The sequence below is a fragment of the Lacinutrix salivirga genome, assembly GCF_053604675.1.
Genome location: NZ_JBSHNP010000088.1, coordinates 92,358 through 107,099 on the forward strand (window position 1 = coordinate 92,358; position 14,742 = coordinate 107,099).

Annotated in this window: 16 protein-coding genes; 13 read left to right on the forward strand and 3 right to left on the reverse strand. The window is 32.4% G+C overall.

What is annotated here, in order from left to right:
- Positions 1-13: 13 nt before the first annotated feature.
- Positions 14-733 carry a polysaccharide deacetylase family protein gene (locus tag ACVC5O_RS04750; protein ID WP_452220323.1) on the reverse strand — a complete coding sequence of 240 codons (720 nt, stop codon included), beginning with the start codon at positions 731-733 and terminating at the stop codon, positions 14-16.
- 80 nt (positions 734-813) lie between these two features.
- On the opposite strand from ACVC5O_RS04750, the gene ACVC5O_RS04755 reads away from it, so the two are divergent.
- From ACVC5O_RS04755 to ACVC5O_RS04790, 8 genes are read left to right on the forward strand one after another with little or no spacing between them, the layout of a single operon-like run.
- On the forward strand, positions 814-1,560 hold the full coding sequence (locus tag ACVC5O_RS04755; protein ID WP_452220324.1) for a glycosyltransferase family 2 protein: 747 nt from the start codon (positions 814-816) through the stop codon (positions 1,558-1,560).
- Between the two features lie 11 nt (positions 1,561-1,571).
- On the forward strand, positions 1,572-2,759 hold the full coding sequence (locus tag ACVC5O_RS04760) for a UDP-N-acetylglucosamine 4,6-dehydratase (protein WP_452220325.1): 1,188 nt from the start codon (positions 1,572-1,574) through the stop codon (positions 2,757-2,759).
- 3 nt (positions 2,760-2,762) lie between these two features.
- The gene (locus tag ACVC5O_RS04765) at positions 2,763-3,905 is read left to right on the forward strand and encodes a LegC family aminotransferase (protein WP_452220326.1); all 1,143 of its coding nucleotides are present in this window, start codon (positions 2,763-2,765) and stop codon (positions 3,903-3,905) included.
- 15 nt (positions 3,906-3,920) lie between these two features.
- Positions 3,921-4,571: a NeuD/PglB/VioB family sugar acetyltransferase gene (locus ACVC5O_RS04770; protein WP_452220327.1), complete on the forward strand. Its 651-nt coding sequence runs from the start codon at positions 3,921-3,923 to the stop codon at positions 4,569-4,571.
- Positions 4,564-5,565 carry an N-acetylneuraminate synthase gene (neuB, locus tag ACVC5O_RS04775; RefSeq protein WP_452220328.1) on the forward strand — a complete coding sequence of 334 codons (1,002 nt, stop codon included), beginning with the start codon at positions 4,564-4,566 and terminating at the stop codon, positions 5,563-5,565. The genes ACVC5O_RS04770 and neuB overlap by 8 nt, the downstream gene beginning before the upstream one ends.
- A complete protein-coding gene (gene neuC / locus ACVC5O_RS04780; protein ID WP_452220329.1) occupies positions 5,562-6,713 on the forward strand; it encodes a UDP-N-acetylglucosamine 2-epimerase in 1,152 nt (383 codons plus the stop codon). The genes neuB and neuC overlap by 4 nt, the downstream gene beginning before the upstream one ends.
- 9 nt (positions 6,714-6,722) lie before the next feature.
- A complete protein-coding gene (locus ACVC5O_RS04785) occupies positions 6,723-7,760 on the forward strand; it encodes a nucleotidyltransferase family protein (RefSeq protein WP_452220330.1) in 1,038 nt (345 codons plus the stop codon).
- Between the two features lie 2 nt (positions 7,761-7,762).
- Positions 7,763-8,455: an acylneuraminate cytidylyltransferase family protein gene (locus ACVC5O_RS04790; RefSeq protein WP_452220331.1), complete on the forward strand. Its 693-nt coding sequence runs from the start codon at positions 7,763-7,765 to the stop codon at positions 8,453-8,455.
- Between the two features lie 216 nt (positions 8,456-8,671).
- Here ACVC5O_RS04790 and ACVC5O_RS04795 read toward each other — a convergent pair whose 3' ends face one another.
- Positions 8,672-9,433 carry a DUF5672 family protein gene (locus ACVC5O_RS04795; RefSeq protein ID WP_452220332.1) on the reverse strand — a complete coding sequence of 254 codons (762 nt, stop codon included), beginning with the start codon at positions 9,431-9,433 and terminating at the stop codon, positions 8,672-8,674.
- A gap of 25 nt (positions 9,434-9,458) precedes the next feature.
- On the reverse strand, positions 9,459-10,469 hold the full coding sequence (locus tag ACVC5O_RS04800) for a polysialyltransferase family glycosyltransferase (RefSeq protein ID WP_452220333.1): 1,011 nt from the start codon (positions 10,467-10,469) through the stop codon (positions 9,459-9,461).
- Between the two features lie 50 nt (positions 10,470-10,519).
- Here ACVC5O_RS04800 and ACVC5O_RS04805 point away from each other — a divergent pair, with 50 nt between their 5' ends.
- From ACVC5O_RS04805 to ACVC5O_RS04825, 5 genes are read left to right on the forward strand one after another with little or no spacing between them, the layout of a single operon-like run.
- On the forward strand, positions 10,520-11,092 hold the full coding sequence (locus ACVC5O_RS04805; RefSeq protein ID WP_452220334.1) for an L-threonylcarbamoyladenylate synthase: 573 nt from the start codon (positions 10,520-10,522) through the stop codon (positions 11,090-11,092).
- A 17-nt stretch (positions 11,093-11,109) separates the two neighbouring features.
- A complete protein-coding gene (locus tag ACVC5O_RS04810) occupies positions 11,110-12,528 on the forward strand; it encodes a CCA tRNA nucleotidyltransferase (RefSeq protein WP_452220335.1) in 1,419 nt (472 codons plus the stop codon).
- Complete coding sequence (locus tag ACVC5O_RS04815) at positions 12,528-12,977, forward strand: GNAT family N-acetyltransferase (protein WP_452220336.1); 450 nt, start codon at positions 12,528-12,530, stop codon at positions 12,975-12,977. Before ACVC5O_RS04810 ends, ACVC5O_RS04815 begins: the two co-directional genes overlap by 1 nt.
- Positions 12,978-13,002: 25 nt before the next feature.
- Entirely contained in the window at positions 13,003-14,070 is a 1,068-nt protein-coding gene (locus ACVC5O_RS04820) for a COX15/CtaA family protein (RefSeq protein ID WP_452220337.1), read from the forward strand.
- A 3-nt stretch (positions 14,071-14,073) separates the two neighbouring features.
- Complete coding sequence (locus ACVC5O_RS04825) at positions 14,074-14,589, forward strand: IS1096 element passenger TnpR family protein (protein ID WP_452220338.1); 516 nt, start codon at positions 14,074-14,076, stop codon at positions 14,587-14,589.
- The last annotated feature ends 153 nt before the right edge of the window (positions 14,590-14,742 follow it).

Here is a 14,742-nt window from a genome sequence, read left to right on the forward strand (position 1 = left end):
AAGCCACTTCAACCTAAAACCAACGTTTCCCCTTCCTAATCTTCCGCTTAAAATCGGTTAAAGTATCTTCACCTTTAATATCTAAACGTTGCACTTCGTAATTATTTTTAAAAGGGAAGCTATTTACTCTATTCCCAATTCGCAATCCATACGCTATTTTGTAGCTTTTTAGTAAATCGAAAAAATAGGTTTGTTGCTGTTGTTTTTTCGGATATTTTCCATAAGGATACGCCAAAACATTACTAACTGGCAATTGGTGTTGGGCTATAAACGCTTCGGTTTTTTTAAAATCAAGATCGATTTCACTAAGTGTGATGTCGCTAAAATTTTGGTGCGAAAACGAGTGTAAGCCAAGTTCAATAATTGTTGGATCTAAAGACGCTAATTGCTTAACAGTCATAATAGGCTCAGAACCAGTATTCCAAGTATCGGATTCGCCAACATACTCAAACGGAATGTAAAAACAAGCCTTAAAACCATACTGTTTAAGTAATGGATACGCATACTCTAACTGGTTAACATACACATCGTCAAAAGTGATAATAATAGCCTTTTCAGGGAAATCCTTTGGTGATGTCATGGTCTGCAAATCGGCAAAATGCAAGGTAGTATAACCTGCTTCTTTTAAAAACTTAAACTGTTCGTTAAGTTTGGTTTTAGAAATGGTTAATCCCTTACTCTCCTTGTGGTGAGGTGTTACACTATGGTACATTAAAATGGGTAACTTTGGCATAACTTTTAAAATGATGACTACTGCTCACAAATATATAAAGCCTAATAGTTATATTTGTCAAAAAACTGAAATTCTATTAAATGATAAGCGCTCTCGCTATTACATATAACGAAGAAATAAATATAGAATCCTATATTGAAAGCCTTTCATTTGCCGACGAAATTATTATCGTAGATTCCTTTAGTACTGATAAAACAGTGGCTTTAGCCGAAAAATATGACGTTAAAATTATACAACGAAAATTCGATAATTTTTCTGCACAAAAAAACTTTGCTATTGCACAAGCAAAATACGATTGGGTTACTTTTTTTGATTTAGACGAAAAAATCCCTGAAGCATTAGCACAGGAGATTAAAACTATAGTAAATTCTAGTAATCCTCTAAAAGCCTACAATGTAAAACGCGATTTCCATTTTATGGGAAAACGCATTAAATATTCTGGATTCCAAACCGATATTGCAGTACGTTTATTTAATAAAAACTATTGTAAATACAATGGGAAAGCAGTACATGAAACTATTGAGACTTCAGAAAAAATAGGTCTTTTAAAACATAGTGTAAACCATCAAACTTATAAAGATTTCGATACTTATAACCAAAAATTAAGTCATTATAGTAAACTACAAGCACAGGAACTGTACAAAAAAAATGTACGACCAAACCTGTATCATTTTCTATTTAGACCTTGGTACAGGTTTATGCATCAATACTTTTTAAGATTGGGTTTTATGGATGGTAAAGAAGGATTTATTATAAGTTATGTACACGCGTTTTCGGTGTTTAAACGCTATATTCAGCTGTGGACTATGTACAGAAAAATTGATTAAAAAGCAGTAAAATGAACATATTAAATTTAATAGGTAGATCTAATGAATTGTTTACAAACGATATTAAAACCTACACTAAAGAATTAAAAAAAATAGTGTCTTCTTCGCGCTTTTTAGTTATTGGAGGAGCAGGCTCTATTGGACAAGCGGTTACTAAAGAGATTTTTAAAAGACAACCAAAAAAACTTCACGTTGTAGATATTAGCGAAAATAATTTAGTCGAATTAGTTCGCGACATCAGAAGCTCCTTTGGGTATATCGATGGCGATTTTAAAACCTTTGCGCTAGACATTGGCTCTGTAGAATATGATGCCTTTATTGCTGCAGATGGTAAGTATGATTATGTGCTAAATCTTTCAGCATTAAAACACGTACGTAGCGAAAAAGATCCATTTACTTTAATGCGAATGTTAGAAGTAAACATTTTTAATACCGAAAAAACAATACAGCAGTCTATTGCAAATAAGGTAAAAAAATACTTTTGCGTATCCACAGATAAAGCGGCAAACCCAGTGAATATGATGGGAGCATCCAAGCGTATTATGGAAATGTATTTAATGAAGTATAGCAAAGATATCACCATTTCTACAGCACGATTTGCTAATGTAGCCTTTTCGGATGGCTCGTTATTGCATGGATTTGATCAGCGTATAAAAAAACACCAACCTATTGTAGCACCAAACGATATTAAACGCTATTTCGTAATCCCAAAAGAATCTGGAGAGTTATGTTTAATGTCTTGTATTTTTGGTGACAATAGAGACATATTTTTTCCTAAATTGAATGAAGATTTACACCTAATTAGCTTTGCAGATATTGCAATAAAATATTTAGAAAACAGAAACTTAACGCCTTATTTGTGTGAAGATGAAGAGCAAGCCAGACAGTTAGTAAAAACACTACCAGACCACAACCAATGGCCTTGTTTATTTACAGAAAGTACAACAACAGGCGAAAAAGATTTTGAAGAATTTTACACAGGAACCGAAACTTTAGATTTAAATAGATTCGAAAATCTTGGTATTATAAAAAATGAACTAAGTGTAAATACTGAAAAATTAGAGTACTTTTCTCAAAGTATTGCGCAATTAAGAGCAAATAAAGCGTGGACTAAACAAGATATTGTATCTTTATTTCATGAAATGATTCCTAACTTTAAGCACAAAGAAACTGGGAAGTATTTAGACTCAAAAATGTAATTAATGTATTCTGATTTAATAAATTTTATAAAAAACAAATACCAAACCGAGGATTTTATTCCTTTGCACATTCCACGTTTTAAAGGCAACGAAAAGAAATATGTTATGGATTGCATAGACACGTCTTTTGTGTCTAGCGTTGGCGAATACGTTAATAAGTTTGAAGATAGCGTAGCCAAGTTTACTGGTGCAAAATATGCCATAGCAACCGTTAATGGCACTGCTGCTTTACACATTGCCTTATTACTTGCAGATGTAAAACAAAACGACGAAGTGATTTCGCAACCTTTAACCTTTATTGCTACTGCAAATGCCATTAGTTATATTGGTGCACAACCTGTTTTTATTGATGTGGATAAAGCGACTTTGGGATTGTCGCCAGAAAAATTAGAGCATTTTTTAAAGCAGAATACAGAGCAAATTAATGGAGAGTGTATTAACAAAAACACCAACAAACGAATTAAAGCTGTTGTACCAATGCATACCTTTGGTTTGCCTGCAAAAATTGATGAAATTGCTGCAATTTGCACAACATATAACATTAACTTAGTTGAAGATGCAGCAGAATCTTTAGGAAGTTATTACAAAGAACAACACACAGGAACTTTTGGACTTGCAGGCACATTAAGTTTTAACGGAAACAAAACCATAACTACAGGTGGTGGAGGCATGATTATTACTAATAATGAAGCGCTTGCAAAAAAAGCAAAACACATAACTACTACTGCAAAAGTGCCACACAGTTGGGATTATGTGCACGATAGTATTGGTTATAATTACAGATTACCAAACCTAAACGCAGCTTTAGGTTGTGCGCAAATGGAGAGTTTGCCAGAAATTCTAAAAAACAAAAGAGCTCTTGCTAATGCTTACGCCACTTTTTGCGATTCCAATGGTTATAATTTTATAACAGAACCAGAGCACTCGACCTCAAATTATTGGCTCAATGCGATCCAATTAGAAAGTGAAAGCGTTCGCGATAATTTTTTAAAAATAACCAACCAAAATAATGTAATGACCAGACCAATCTGGAAATTAATGAATGAGTTAGACATGTTTAAATCTGCTGAAACTGGCAACTTAGACAATGCCAAACACTTATCTAACACCATAGTGAATGTACCTAGTAGTACGACTATAATTTAAACTAAATTGTAAAAAATGAAACCTTTATATATTGTTGGAGCCAGTGGAGCAGCTAAAGAAATTTTTCAGTTAGTGCAAACGGTTAACGCGAAACACAAACAATACGAATTTAAAGGGTTTATAGATTTTAATGCTAAAAACAAGTATCACACCATTGGAAAAAAAAAGTATCTAATACTAGACGAAACCCATTTTTTAAACACGCAAACGCAATCTTGTGCCATTGTAATGGCTATTGGAAATAGTAAACGTTTGCAAACAGTATTAAATTCATATTTAAAAAAATCAAATATTGAGTTTCCTAATATGATTCATCCTAATGTAATACTAGACAATTCTGTTACATTAGGCAAAGGCAATACTATCTGTAATGCTTCAGTGTTAACTGTGGATATTAATTTAGGGAGTTTCAACTATATTAATAGAGGAGTACATATTGGTCATGATGTTAGTATTGGTTCTTATAACGTTATTAATCCTTGTGCTGTAATTTCTGGAGGAATAACTATTTTAGACGAAAACTTAATAGGTACACACGCTACTATTCTTCAATATTTAAGTATTGGAAACCGAAATACTATAGGAGCTGGAGCAGTTGTTACAAAACAAGTTGAACATAACAAAACATTAATTGGAGTACCTGCAAAAGAAATTAAAGATGCCTAAAACACTAATTATTGCGGAAGCTGGTGTAAACCATAATGGAGACATTAATTTAGCCAAAAAACTAATTGATGTTGCTGCAGATGCTGGTGTGGATTATGTAAAGTTTCAAACTTTTAATTCTAAAAAATTAGTAAGTAAACATGCTCTAAAAGCGTCGTACCAAAAAGAAAACACTAACAATGAAGATGATTCTCAGCTTAAAATGCTTCAGCAATTAGAATTAAGCAAAGACGATCATCATGTTTTAATGGACTATTGCAAATCGAAATCGGTTAAATTTTTATCCACTGCATTCGATTTAGAGAGTATTGATTTTTTAAATAATTTGCCTATAGATTTGTTTAAAATTCCTTCAGGAGAACTCACCAATTATCCCTATTTGAAAAAAATTGGAGGTTTAGGGAAACCAATAATTATCTCAACAGGAATGGCAGATTTACAAGAAATTAAAGACACTGTTGCTGTATTATTACAATTTGGAGCGTTTAAAAAAGACATCACAATTTTACATTGTAATACAGAGTATCCAACGCCAATGCAAGATGTAAATTTAAACGCTATGCTAACAATTGGTAAGGCATGTGATGTGCCAATTGGCTATTCGGATCACACCTTAGGTATTGAAATTCCAACTGCTGCTGTAGCTTTAGGTGCCACTGTAATCGAAAAGCATTTTACTTTAAACAAGACTATGGAAGGGCCTGATCACAAAGCATCTTTAGAACCTCAGGAATTAAAAGCTATGGTTTTAGCTATAAGAAATATAGAAAAAGCGCTTGGAAACGGAATTAAACAGCCTAGTCCTAGCGAACTTAAAAATAAAGACATTGCCAGAAAAAGTATTGTAGCAAGTACAACAATAAAAAAAGGTGATGTATTTACAGAAAATAATATCACAACAAAAAGACCAGGACATGGTATTTCTGCTATGCAATGGGAACACATTTTAGGCACAAAGGCAACAAAAGAGTATCTTGAAGACGATTTAATATGACCAAAATAGCTATTATAACTGGTACAAGAGCAGAGTATGGCTTATTAAAACCTTTAATAAGTGCAGTGGATAACGATCCTGATTTTGAGTTACAACTCTACGTAACAGGTATGCATTTATCTAAAGTTTATGGCAATACTTACCAAGCTATTGAAGCTGATGGCTTTATAATTACCACAACTGTTGATAGTGCTTTAGATGCAGATACTGCTGTTGGAATCTCTAAATCTACAGCAACTACTTTATCAGGTTTTGCTGAAGCTTTTTCGCGTTTAACTCCAGATTTAGTGATTGTTTTAGGCGATCGTTCAGAGATTTTTGCTGCTGCAACTGCTGCATATATTCAAGGCTTACCAATTGCACATATTCATGGTGGAGAAACTACCGAAGGTGCTTACGACGAAGCCTTTAGACATAGCATAACAAAAATGAGTTATCTTCATTTTACATCTGCAGAAGTGTATAGAAAACGAGTTATCCAATTAGGCGAACATCCTAATCGAGTGTTTACTGTAGGAGCAATTGGAATAGATAGTATAAAATCGCTTCCATTATTATCGAAACAAGAATTTGAAAAAGCTATTGACTTTAAACTCGATGAACAAGCCGTTTCTGTTACCTTTCATCCTGTGACTTTAGAGAATAATTCAGCTAAAAAACAGTTTCAAGAATTATTGGAGGCCTTGGATGTTTTAGAACATACAACACTAATTTTTACCAAGCCAAATGCTGACAAAGATGGTGGCATACTAATAAAAATGATCGACGATTATGTAGCTAAAAACCCAAACAAAGCTATTGCTTTTAAGTCTTTAGGCCATTTACGCTATTTATCGTCATTACAATTTGTAGATGTAGTTATCGGGAATTCTTCAAGTGGAATTCTAGAAGTTCCGTTATTTAAAAAAGCATCAATAAACATTGGCAATCGTCAAAAAGGACGTTTAATGCCAACCAGTGTTATTAATTGTGAGCCTAATAAACAATCCATTTCCGAAGCCATAAAAAAAGGCCTTTCTGCTTCATTTAAAAAAGAAATAGAAACACAGACAAACCCTTATGGAGAAGGCAATGCTACTAAAAACATTATGTCTGTTTTAAAGCAAACCACAATAACTTCAATTGAAAAATCATTTTACGATTTATAATTTAAAACTATGAATACTACTTATATAATTGCTAATACATTAACAATAAAAGACGCTTTAGAAAAGCTAAACGAATCGCGTGGACGAACACTTTTTATTGTTGATAGCACTAATAAATTGGTAGGCACGCTCTCTGATGGAGATATTAGACGTGGTTTTTTAAAAGGCTTTACTTTAGAGACTGTAGTGACTGAAGTTGCGCATAAAACTTACAAATTTATTCAAGAAAATACGACTAATAAACAAGAGTTAGATTTACTTAAACGAGGAGATATTACGTTAATTCCAATAATTGATAAAGATGGTGTTTTAGTTAGGATTATTGATATTTCTAAAATGAAAGCCATTTTACCTATCGATGCCGTAATTATGGCTGGCGGAAAAGGCACACGTTTATTACCACTTACAGAAAACACACCAAAACCATTACTAAAAGTTGGAGACAAGCCCATTATTGAATACAATACAGATAATTTAGCCTCTTTTGGGATTAGAAATCTTAACATCACTATTAATTATTTAGGGAATCAAATCGTTGATTTTTATGAAGAAAACAATAACAACGACTTAAATATTAATTTTATAAAAGAAGATCAACCTCTTGGAACTGTTGGAGCGATTAAGTATATCGACACGTTTTATAATGACTATATTTTGTTAATGAATTCCGATTTATTAACCACGATTGACTTTGAAGATATGTTTAATGAGTTTATTTTAAATGAAGGCGACATGATTGTAGGCACCATTCCTTATAAAGTTGATATTCCTTATGGTGTTGTTGAAACAAAAGGCAATTATGTGGTCTCTTTAAAAGAAAAACCAACATACACCTACTACTCTAACGCAGGAATATATATTTTTAATAAAAGCTATTTAAACCTTATTCCAAAAGACACTTTTTTTAATGCAACCGATTTTATTGAAGCTCTAATCGCCGAAAAACGAAAAGTCATTAACTATCCTATTTTAAACTATTGGTTAGATATTGGGAAGCACGAAGATTACGAAAAAGCACAAGAGGATATTAAGCACTTAAGATTTTAACCATGTACTACTTAGTTATTATTCCTGCTCGAGGAGGCAGCAAAGGCATTCCTAAAAAAAATAGCAAACTACTTAATAACAAACCACTTATACAATACAGTATTGAGGTTGCAAAAGCACTACCAATAGAAAAAACTATTTGTGTCTCTACAGATGATGAAGCGATTAAAAACATAGTAGAAGATTTAGGCACTAAAGTCCCTTTTTTAAGACCAGAGCATTTGGCAACAGACCAAGCCTCATCACAGGATGTGCTTTTGCATGCGATTGCGCATTACGAAAATTTAGGAGTACAATTTGATGCTGTAGTACTACTCCAACCCACTTCGCCTTTTAGAACTGTAAAACAAGTGGAAAATGCTATTAGTTTATTTAATAAAAACTTAGATATGGTAGTTTCTGTAAAAGAGTCTGAAGCAAATCCTTATTATAATATATTTGAAGAAAACAGCACTGGTTTCTTGGAGATTTCTAAAAAAGGGAGTTTTACAAGACGACAAGATACACCTAAAGTTTGGGAATATAATGGAGCCATTTATGTAATTAATATTGAATCGTTGAAAACGAAAAAAATGAGCGAGTTCAAACACATAAAAAAATACGAAATGGATGCGTTAACCTCAACAGATATAGACAATCCCATAGATTGGAAATGGTGCGAGTTTATTTTAAACGAAGGGTTGTTAGACAATTAACATATAACAATTACAAGGTCTCGGCTGCGCTCGACCAGATAAATCTAATAGCACTTTATAATTAATAATTGCTTTATAAATTCGCGTCAATTCGAGTGAATTTTTGTCTGTAAGTGCATAAAATTTGTATTGAGAATAAGAGGTTTTATTGATTTAAAATATTTGGGTCTAGACTGCGCTCAACTAGACCAAAAAACAGCTTCCAAACAAAAAAGACTACTTAATCTTATCTTCCCAAAAGGCTTTTACTTTGCTTTTTTCAAAACCATGGCAACCAAAGGGCAATTGGTTGTTAGTGAGTTTAAAACCTAATTCTGGTTTTCTATCCATTGCAAAACCAATAGCTTCTTTATAATGTGGTATTTTAAAATCAGGAAAATATTCTGGCACTTTTAGCGACCAAAACACATCTTCCATAATCCAAAAATCGTCTTTATCGCGTTTTAGATTTTCTGCGATTTCTGGCTTTAATTCTTTAGCAATTTTTAAACTAGTGGCTACTTTTCGTAAAGAAAAACCACCATTACCTACTTTAAAAAATATCACTTCTCTTTCTTTTTTTCGCTTAGAATGAAACAATTTTATAAACCTATTAACAAGCGTGTTTGGAGATGCTAACCAAGGTGCTCCAATATAATCGTAGCCTTTTAAACACCATGCTTTTAGTTCGTTTTTAAACACATAAGCATCGAGTTGATAAATGAGTATATATTCGGAATCTGTAAAACGCTCATAAAACACATCAGATAACATAAGCTCGTTATACCCAAACACACTTTTAAAGTAGTTGTCCTCAAAAGTTTCTTTTTTAATCAATCCATTAAAACTTAAACCTGAAGTATCTAAAGTTTCTGGTTGCATAAACACTATAGGAAATTCACCTAATAATTTTACACATTGGTTTAGCGACTTTTGCTCGCCTTCGGTTAAATTAGTTTTGTATATTGGTATAACTACTTTTACTAAATGTGTACTCATAATTTAGTTGTATTACTCAAATTTATTAAACAGTGTCTAAATACTCTTTACCTAAAAACACCTTTTCTTCCACGTGTTTTATATTCTCTAAAGCTGTGGAAAATAGTGTATATCCTATTCTAAAGTTAAATGTTTCGCTAAGGTTTAAAACCTCTAATGGAAATTGTTGTGGCAAAACTGTGATGCTATTATCAATCTCCAAATAATTGGTTAAATCTCGAGGATGGTTTTTAATAAACACCTCAAATCCTTCGGCTTTACAACGGTCAATAATACTTTTATAGGCAGCGATTTTTTTCGCTTCGGTTGTAATATTAAATTCCGATAAAGGTTGTGTGATTATTAGTGCTCTATTGCTGTTTTCTGTAATCTCAAAATTGTTTAAAAAGCCTTTAACAATGGTTTTCTTTTCGTGTTCGGTTAGCGAGTTCTCAATAGCTTCTAAGTCTAATTTACGAATTTTTTTAGCTAAATATGGATCGTTCATTTTTTTAGGATAACGCACTAAAACTTCTTTTACTTGCGGATCATATCCTTTTAATAATGGAAATCGCAATACATACTTTCGCATAATTAAACGTGGTAGTTTTAATCGCTCTGTATAGGTACCAACGCCATCTTCAAACATTCTAAAAAAATTATTTTTAAACTGAATTAAAAAATACGCTTTGGATCTATTTATTTGAAATAAATTAATTTCAGAATTTTCAATAAACGCTTTCTTTTCGACTAAATTAGGATTGTGCTTTTCAAAATGCTTAACCAAACTACGGCTTCTATTAAATAGGTAGTTTGCCATACCTATTTTTTTCTTCATTTTATGTACTAGTGTGTAGCCATGTATTAAAATAACATCGTTAAACACACCAATTTTTTCAACAGCATCATAAATATTTTTAGGTTCATCCACACCATCTTTCAATAAAATTAAAAGTGATTGTTGTCCTTCTTTTTTATATTGAAAAGCCTTCAGCATAGCAATATATACATGATACATTGTGCAGCATACAAAAGTTTGGTTGGATTTAGAATTCATTATTTAAAGTAAAGTATATTTGCAATATTACTAAATAATATGCTATAATTTTGAATCAGAAAACATCTAAAGAAATAGAACAAGCAATTGCTACACTTAAAGCTGGTGGACTTATCCTGTATCCAACAGATACAGTTTGGGGCATTGGTTGTGACGCCAACAATAGCGATGCAGTAAAAAAGGTGTTTGCGCTAAAAAAAAGAGCAGATAGCAAAGCACTTATTTGTTTGGTTGCAGACGATAGAATGCTTAAAAAATACGTAAAAAAAATTCCTGAAGCGGCTTTAGATATTATTGATATTAGCGAAACACCAACCACAATAATTTACGACGAGCCTCAAAATTTAGCGCCTAATTTAATTGCTGAAGATAATACTATTGCTATTCGAATTCCTGATAATGAATTTTGTTTTAGACTTCTTAGAAAATTTAATGGCGCAATAGTCTCTACCTCTGCAAATATTAGTGGTGAGCCAACACCAAAATCCTTTAAAGAAATCTCTGATGCTGTTTTAAAAGGTGTGGATTATGTCGTAAATTTGCAAGACGAAAAAAACAACACAAAACCATCTACAGTTATTAAATTAAGTAATAGTGGTATTGTTAAAATAATAAGGAACTAAATCCTGCATCTTTAGAGATGAATTACAAAGACGCTTTACAACATACTATTTTTAAAATCATTTCGGAATCTGCTTCGCAATTGCAACTAGACGCTTACGTAATTGGAGGTTTTGTACGCGATTATTTATTACAACGTGGCACAGCAAAAGATATTGATATTGTTGCTGTTGGTAGTGGTATTGCTTTAGCCAAACAAGTGGCCAAAAACTTACCCAACTCACCAAAAGTACAAGTATTTAAAACCTATGGCACTGCTATGTTAATGTATGATGGTATTGAAGTTGAATTTGTTGGCGCTCGCAAAGAATCGTACACAGAAGATAGCAGAAATCCAATTGTAGAAAACGGAAGCTTGCAAGACGACCAAAACCGAAGAGATTTTACCATAAATGCATTGGCATTAAATTTATCTGAAGCTAATTTTGGAGACCTACTCGACCCTTTTAATGGTATTAACGATTTAGAGGCTAAGATTATAAAAACACCTTTAAACCCAGATATAACTTACAGCGACGACCCTTTACGAATGATGCGAGCCATACGTTTTGCAACACAATTAGGATTTATAATCGAAAAAGAATCGCTAAACGCTATTACCAGAAATAGTGAACGCATTAAAATTATAACTAAAGAACGTATAGTTGTGGAGTTGAATAAAATTTTAATGACAGACGTGCCTTCGGTTGGATTTTTACTATTAGAAAAAACAGGTTTATTAGAGTATATATTACCAGAGCTTACTGCTTTAAAAGGCATAGACGAAATTGAAGGACAAAAACATAAAGATAATTTTTACCACACTTTAGAAGTGGTAGATAATATCTCTAAACACACAGACGATGTTTGGTTACGATGGGCAGCTCTATTGCACGATATTGGCAAAGCACCAACAAAAAAATTTAGTAAAAAAGTAGGCTGGACGTTTCATGCTCACGAATTTGAAGGCTCTAAAATGGTGTACCACTTATTTAAGAGATTAAAAATGCCTTTGAATGATAAAATGAAATTTGTTCAGAAATTAGTTTTTATGAGTTCGCGACCAATAGCTTTGGCACAAGACACAGTCACAGACTCTGCTGTACGACGTTTGGTGTTTGATGCTGGAGATTATGTGGACGATTTAATGACGCTTTGTGAAGCAGATATTACTACCAAAAACCCTAAGAAATTTGATAAATACCATAACAATTTTAAAATTGTTAGAGATAAAATTATAGAAGTTGAAGAGAAAGATAGCGTTCGTAATTTTCAGCCACCAGTAACTGGCGAAGAAATTATGAAAGCCTTTAATTTAAAACCTTCTAAAGAAATTGGTATTATTAAAGAAGCGATAAAAGAAGCTATTTTAGAAGGAGAAATCCCAAACGAACACGAAGCTGCTTTTAATTTAATGCTTAAAAAAGGAGAACAATTAGGATTAAAAACTGTAAACTGATGAAACTTGTAAGAACAACTTCTAGTAATAGTGACTTTGTTCAATTAGTTCAGAAGTTAGATAATTACCTAAAAATTACAGATGGAGATGAACATGCATTTTACAATCAATTTAACAATATAGATGTATTACATCATGTAGTTGTTGCTTATATAAACAATGAGGCTGTTGGCTGTGGTGCATTTAAACCTTTTAATACCACATCTGTAGAAATTAAACGTATGTTCACCAAACCAGAAGTAAGAGGTCAAGGTATTGCTGGTAATATTTTAAAGACTTTAGAAACTTGGGCTAGCAGTCTAGGATATAAGCATACTATTTTAGAAACAGGAATCAGACAAGTAGAAGCGGTTTCGTTTTACAAAAAATGTAATTATCAAATTATTCCAAATTATGGTCAATACAAAACCATGGAAAACAGTTTGTGTTTTACAAAGCAATTACAATAAAAAACGCCACAATAGAAAAACAACTATGAAAAAACACTTTAGAACCTTGGCTAAAATTGCTTTAGTTTTAGTCTATTTAGTAATTATTGCAGGCGCTGTTGTACGTATGACAGGTTCTGGAATGGGCTGTCCAGACTGGCCAAAATGTTTTGGATATTACATACCACCAACACAAGCTTCGGATTTAGAATTTAAAGCCAACCACGAGTATAAAAAAGGAATTGTAATTATAAAGGACGAAGCACTTTTAGTCGCAAAAACCAATTTTAACTCTTCACAAGCCATAAACTTAAATAATTGGGAACCTTATGCTACGCATGACTATGCAATATTTAACCCATTACATACTTGGGTAGAATATATAAATAGACTATTTGGCGCATTATCTGGCATTCCTATATTAATTTTTACAGTAATTTCCTTTTCGTTTTGGCGCAAAAACAAGTGGATTACCATACTCTCCATACTCACTGTTTTTAGCATGGCATTCCAGGCATGGCTTGGCAAAACTGTTGTAGATTCTAACTTATCGCCTTATAAAATCACCATTCACATGGTTATGGCATTGGTAATTGTAGCCTTTATATTGTATCTTATTTTTGCTTCAAAAACCAGCTTTAAAACTCAAGTTTTAGATTCAAAATTTAAAAACGTGCTCCTTTTTGCTATTATATTAACCTTAATTCAAACTGTTTTAGGAACACAAGTAAGAGAACATGTAGATGAGCAAGTAAAAGCTATTGGTCAAGTTAAGGAGTTATGGTTGCAAAATCCAACCTTAAATTTTTATATCCATCGTACATTTTCCTTCCTAGTATTTTTTACAAATGTGTGGTTATATTTAAGAAACAGAAAATTAAACTTAGGTTATAATAAAATGAATTTGGTGCTCCTTTGTATTGTTTTAGAGGTTATTACAGGTATTGCAATGTATTATTTCGATTTCCCATTTTTATCGCAACCCTTACACTTAGTCATAGCAACAATTTTATTCGGAATTCAATTTTATGTATATTTAGAAAGCAGAAGGAAAAGTATTTTTAATTCTGAAAATAATGCGGAAGCATTTGTACCTTTGCAAACCAAAAATTAGAGTATGATTTACAGATTTAGAGTTGTTTTAGACAACGATACAGAAGAAGATATTTTTCGTGATTTAGAAATTCGCGAAAGCGATACATTAGAAGATTTGCACAACATAATAACACAATCTTTTGGTTTTGATGGTACAGAAATGGCATCGTTTTATGTAAGTAATGAAGATTGGGAACAAGGTGAAGAAATTTCGTTGTTCGACATGAGCGAAACAGGCAATAGCCTACGTTTAATGAATGAAACTAAACTAGAAGATACTGTACACGAAGCACAAACCAAATTGATCTATGTTTACGATTTTTTAAGCATGTGGACGTTTTTTGTAGAATTAGCCGAAATTGTTGATGAAGCCGAAGGTATGGACTACCCAAACCTTATGTACGTTCAAGGACAAGTACCAGATACTGCTCCAGAACGACTGTTTGAAGCCGAAGACGATGATGATTTTAACGAATTTGATGATGATTTTGATATTGATGACTACGATAATTTAGACTTTGAAGAAAACTGGAATTAAACAATATTATAAACTGAGTCGTCCTAAAATAGGTTGACAGTTTTTAAAAAATAAATTAAACCAGAGAAGTTAACTTCTCTGGTTTTTTGTTATGTATAAAATTAGGTGTTTTCATGTTAAGATTCAAATGTGGTCTTTTGTTGTTATAAGTTT

Coding starts and splice junctions, on each gene's coding strand:
- ACVC5O_RS04750 (WP_452220323.1), bottom strand. CDS start 733: ATGCCAAAGTTACCCATTTTAATGTACCATAGTGTAACACCTCACCAC.
- ACVC5O_RS04755 (WP_452220324.1), top strand. CDS start 814: ATGATAAGCGCTCTCGCTATTACATATAACGAAGAAATAAATATAGAA.
- ACVC5O_RS04760 (WP_452220325.1), top strand. CDS start 1,572: ATGAACATATTAAATTTAATAGGTAGATCTAATGAATTGTTTACAAAC.
- ACVC5O_RS04765 (WP_452220326.1), top strand. CDS start 2,763: ATGTATTCTGATTTAATAAATTTTATAAAAAACAAATACCAAACCGAG.
- ACVC5O_RS04770 (WP_452220327.1), top strand. CDS start 3,921: ATGAAACCTTTATATATTGTTGGAGCCAGTGGAGCAGCTAAAGAAATT.
- neuB (WP_452220328.1), top strand. CDS start 4,564: ATGCCTAAAACACTAATTATTGCGGAAGCTGGTGTAAACCATAATGGA.
- neuC (WP_452220329.1), top strand. CDS start 5,562: ATGACCAAAATAGCTATTATAACTGGTACAAGAGCAGAGTATGGCTTA.
- ACVC5O_RS04785 (WP_452220330.1), top strand. CDS start 6,723: ATGAATACTACTTATATAATTGCTAATACATTAACAATAAAAGACGCT.
- ACVC5O_RS04790 (WP_452220331.1), top strand. CDS start 7,763: ATGTACTACTTAGTTATTATTCCTGCTCGAGGAGGCAGCAAAGGCATT.
- ACVC5O_RS04795 (WP_452220332.1), bottom strand. CDS start 9,433: ATGAGTACACATTTAGTAAAAGTAGTTATACCAATATACAAAACTAAT.
- ACVC5O_RS04800 (WP_452220333.1), bottom strand. CDS start 10,469: ATGAATTCTAAATCCAACCAAACTTTTGTATGCTGCACAATGTATCAT.
- ACVC5O_RS04810 (WP_452220335.1), top strand. CDS start 11,110: ATGAATTACAAAGACGCTTTACAACATACTATTTTTAAAATCATTTCG.
- ACVC5O_RS04815 (WP_452220336.1), top strand. CDS start 12,528: ATGAAACTTGTAAGAACAACTTCTAGTAATAGTGACTTTGTTCAATTA.
- ACVC5O_RS04820 (WP_452220337.1), top strand. CDS start 13,003: ATGAAAAAACACTTTAGAACCTTGGCTAAAATTGCTTTAGTTTTAGTC.
- ACVC5O_RS04825 (WP_452220338.1), top strand. CDS start 14,074: ATGATTTACAGATTTAGAGTTGTTTTAGACAACGATACAGAAGAAGAT.